Annotated in this window: 3 protein-coding genes and 2 pseudogenes; 2 read left to right on the top strand and 3 right to left on the bottom strand. The window is 51.2% G+C overall.

The window, feature by feature from the left end; genetic code table 11:
- Window positions 1-820, bottom strand: an 820-nt coding sequence (locus tag ACTHUT_RS15280; protein ID WP_440418989.1) for an FAD-dependent oxidoreductase, incomplete at its 3' end; no start/stop codon positions are given.
- A 303-nt stretch (window positions 821-1123) separates the two neighbouring features.
- Here ACTHUT_RS15280 and ACTHUT_RS15275 point away from each other — a divergent pair.
- Window positions 1124-2551, top strand: a complete 1428-nt coding sequence (locus tag ACTHUT_RS15275) for a TIGR00341 family protein (protein ID WP_049351622.1) — start codon at window positions 1124-1126, stop codon at window positions 2549-2551.
- Between the two features lie 38 nt (window positions 2552-2589).
- Here ACTHUT_RS15275 and ACTHUT_RS15270 read toward each other — a convergent pair.
- Window positions 2590-2754 (bottom strand): annotated as a pseudogene (locus ACTHUT_RS15270) (IS1595 family transposase); the annotation flags it as partial.
- On the opposite strand from ACTHUT_RS15270, the gene ACTHUT_RS15265 reads away from it, so the two are divergent.
- A complete protein-coding gene (locus ACTHUT_RS15265) occupies window positions 2719-2886 on the top strand; it encodes a cell division protein (protein WP_250601419.1) in 168 nt (55 codons plus the stop codon). The pseudogene ACTHUT_RS15270 and the gene ACTHUT_RS15265 sit on opposite strands and share 36 nt — an antisense overlap.
- Window positions 2887-2991: 105 nt before the next feature.
- Here ACTHUT_RS15265 and ACTHUT_RS15260 read toward each other — a convergent pair.
- Window positions 2992-3828, bottom strand: a pseudogene (locus tag ACTHUT_RS15260) (bifunctional [glutamate--ammonia ligase]-adenylyl-L-tyrosine phosphorylase/[glutamate--ammonia-ligase] adenylyltransferase); the annotation flags it as partial.

The raw sequence follows: 3828 nt of genomic DNA, 5'->3' as shown, positions 1-3828 counted from the left end.
ACAAAAGTTCCAAACCGGAACGCACGCTGGCCGGCGCTTGGCTTTCGCTTTCGATTTGGGTCGCACCAATCACAAAAATATGGTTTTCCTTCGGCGCGATATACAAAGGATAGCGCGGATGCAGCAGACGCACGGGGCGGGACAACTCGATTTCGGGTGCGTAAACGCGTGCCACTTCGCCGCGTATGCCGCGCAAAACGCTTTCAGACGGCCTGTTCCACGCGCTCTTTGCACCATAACCGCGGCAGTCGATGACCCAATCGTATTGCGCCGCCAAATCTTCGACTTCGCGTTCGCACGACCAATGGCACGCCACATTCATTGATTCCAAAGCATCGGCAAGCGCATTCAATACTTGACGTCCGTCCAACTGCCCTTCCGTCGGCAGATACAGGCCGTCTGAAAACCTCCCGGCCAGTTGCGGCTCGTTTGCCGCGATTTCATCCGCGTTCCAACGTATGGTTTCATGTTCCGCCACGCCGCCGCGCTTCAAATGACGTGCAAACTCGGCAGAAAGCGGCTTGTCCTGCGTGTGCCAAACAATCAGGCTGCCGTTTTCCTGCATCATCACCGGCGTATTCAGACGGCCGACAATCGCGCGCCAAAGCGCAATGCTTTGTTTGCCCAAACGAATGACTTCGGGCGTTGCCTCCACCGCTTCTGCAGACGGCGCCAACATGGCCGCAGCAACATAAGCGGCGGCTTGCGCGCCGTCGCGTTCGCCTTTCTCAAACAACTCGACCGAAATGCCCTGCTCTGCCAGTTGGAACGCCATCAGACGACCCGAAAGACCGCCACCGAGTACCGCAACCTTAGACATCAGTTTCTCCTTGTTTTTAATATCTAAATAAGCAGCATATTTTAGAACTTGTTTTGCTGTATCACAATATCGACAGAAAATGAGAACAGTTTTTGCAGATCATGCTTAAGCTAAATCAGTACTACGTAAACAAAAAATCTTCCTTACATAAAACCTACTATAATGTCATCTTTTGACATATTTACATTCACTCAGCATCATTGCACCTGTTGATTGGCTTTGATGCACCCATTTGATTTTATAAGGAATAATGATGAAAAGCTTGGGCAGTACTTTATTTATCCTCGGCATAAAGGTAAGAACATGCAAGAACTAGAACAAGAAAATAGTAAAAAACAGGAAGTAGCAGACAACGTTGCCATGACCAAATTGCAAGATGTGTTCAATCTTGCACATGACCAAGCTCATCCTGACAAAATCGATTCCGTCATTCGTGCCAATACTCGGGTGTCCGGAACCAATATGTGGGTATTGATATTTGCCATTGCTGTGGCGAGTATCGGTCTGAATGTCAACAGCACGGCGGTAGTGATCGGCGCAATGTTGATTTCGCCGTTGATGGGGCCGATAGTCGGTATGGGTTATGGTTTGGCGGTCGGCGATACTACGCTGATCCGCCAAGCGGCACGCAATATTATTATATTTGTCGTCATCAGCTTGATTACCGCTACGTTGTATTTCCTGTTAACCCCGCTTAAAGAGGCGCAAAGTGAGCTTTTGGCGCGTACTCAGCCGACTCTTTGGGATGTGTTGATTGCCTTCTTCGGCGGTAGTGCGGGCATTGTGGCGCAGACCCGAAAAGAAGGAGGCAATGCCATACCGGGTGTGGCGATTGCGACCGCATTGATGCCGCCACTGTGTACCGCGGGCTACGGACTGGCTCATGGCAACTGGCAATATTTTTTCGGCGCTTTTTATCTGTTTGCCATCAACTGCGTGTTCATCGCTTTTTCGACCTTGTTGTTTTCCAAGCTGCTCAAGCTGCCGCGCAGGGGGTTGGTAACGGAATCCAAACGCCGGTTGCAAAGTATCATTATTACCGCCGTCGTACTGGCTGTGATGATTCCGAGCGGCTATATGGCATCAGGACTGGTGCGTCAGGAGATCTTCAACACCAAAGCCAATTCCGCCATTGCCACCGCACAGCAACAGGAAGGTTTTTTCGTGCTGCGTAAGATTTTGAACCACAGAGAAAATATGGTCGGTCTGATTGTCAACGGAACGGGCAATGCTGAGAAAATTTCTGCCTTATTGGTGAAGAGCCTTGAAGTGTCAGGTGTGAAAGCGCCGAAGGTCAACGTGGTCTATGCGGGAGGGGACGATGCTAAAATCGAAGAATTGCTGGCAAGCCGAAACAACTCGGCGCAGCAGCAAAATGAGTTGAAAGAGCAACAAGCCTACATAGATACCGTGCTTGCAGGTAAAACTGCCGGTGCTGACGATGCTGCGGTACTCAAGGAATTAAAAGCCCAATATCCGGAAGCGGAAAAAATCGTTGTCGGACGCGGCTTGGTTTGGGAGAAAGCGCAAACGGCACCCACTACACAGGAGCAGCCTGAAAGCAGTCAAAACAAACAGGCAGACATAAGTAACGATATTGTCGTGGTCTCGCTCGAATTTAAGGAGCCTCTGCCTGCCAAAGATCACGAACGCTTACAGGCGTGGTTGAACCAGCGTTATGAAGGTACAGCGGTGCGCTTGTTAGTCAATGCTAAAGTTTTGGACAAATAGCCATTCTCCAAAATATTTGGGGCTAACGTAGATTAGCTCTAAATTCGACACCAATCCCGCAGGATTTTAAACCGTTGAGACGGTATGCCGAAGTTAAACCGAAATTCGCATTCTTTCAAGAACAGCGGAAAAGATTTGCGATCGATTTGGCATTCGGTTTGAATTATATGAACGTGGTACCAAAAGTTTTGGCCTGGATTTACGAATGGGTCGAAGATACCGCCCTATGGATTAAAGCAGGCATTACGGGTAGTGGCGCTTTACTGTGGTTGGCAGGCAACTTCCTTGAAAAACCTGCAGAGGCAGAACAGGAAGAGGAAGAGGAAGAAGAATAAATACCATAAAAGGCCGTCTGAAAAGTTTCAGACGGCCTTTTTATTAGGTTCACCAAACAACGTTTTTTATGCCCGAAAGTATGCCTTAATCGGATGAATGGCTACTTATCCGAACTTTACTTCTGCCCCGAATACTTCCTGCCACAGTTTTCGCACATTGCCATAGTGGGTCAGCAATTCGTCCGTTACTTCGGTTTTTTCTGCATCGCGCAGTTTGGTGTTGTGTTGCTGCTGGCGGTAGAAGCGGTAGGCGGTGCGGCTTTGTTCGGCTAGGGTTTTGTCGATGAGGCCGCAGTCGGCGGCGATGTTCAACAGGGCGATGTTGCCGTAGTTGTCCAAGAGTTGCGGATACTGGAGGGCATGGGCAAGTATCAGATATTGGACGATAAATTCGACGTCGACCACGCCGCCGCGCGCGTATTTGACGTTGCTGTCGGCAGGCGGATGGGTGGGGAACATTTTTTCGCGCATTTCGATGATTTCGCCTGCTAAAACGGTTTGGTCGCGTTCAGCAGTCAGCATTTCGGTGCGGATGCGGTCGAAGGCCGTCTGAATTTCGGGTGTGCCGCAGATGAAACGGGCGCGGGTGAGGGACTGGTGTTCCCATGTCCATGCGTTTTTGCGCTGGTATTTTTCGAAGGCGGCGATGCTGTGGGCGAGGAATCCGGCGTCGCCGTTGGGCCGCAGGCGCAGGTCGGTTTCGTAGAGGCTGCCTGCGCCGGTGGCGGCGGAAAGCCAGTTGGTCAGGCGGCGGGCAAGACGGCTGTACACGTCGCCTGCATCGGGATGGGGATCGTCGTAGAGATAGACGAGGTCGAGGTCGGAGGCGTAGCCGAGTTCTTTACCGCCGAGTTTGCCGTAACCGACGACGGCGAATTGCGGGGTGTCGCGGTGTTTTTTTGGCATGTCCGCCCATGCGCACGGCAGGGCAGCGGCAAGGAT

It is taken from the genome of Neisseria sp. P0022.S010 (genome assembly GCF_051956635.1).
This window is presented reverse-complemented; position numbering and strand designations above follow the sequence as displayed.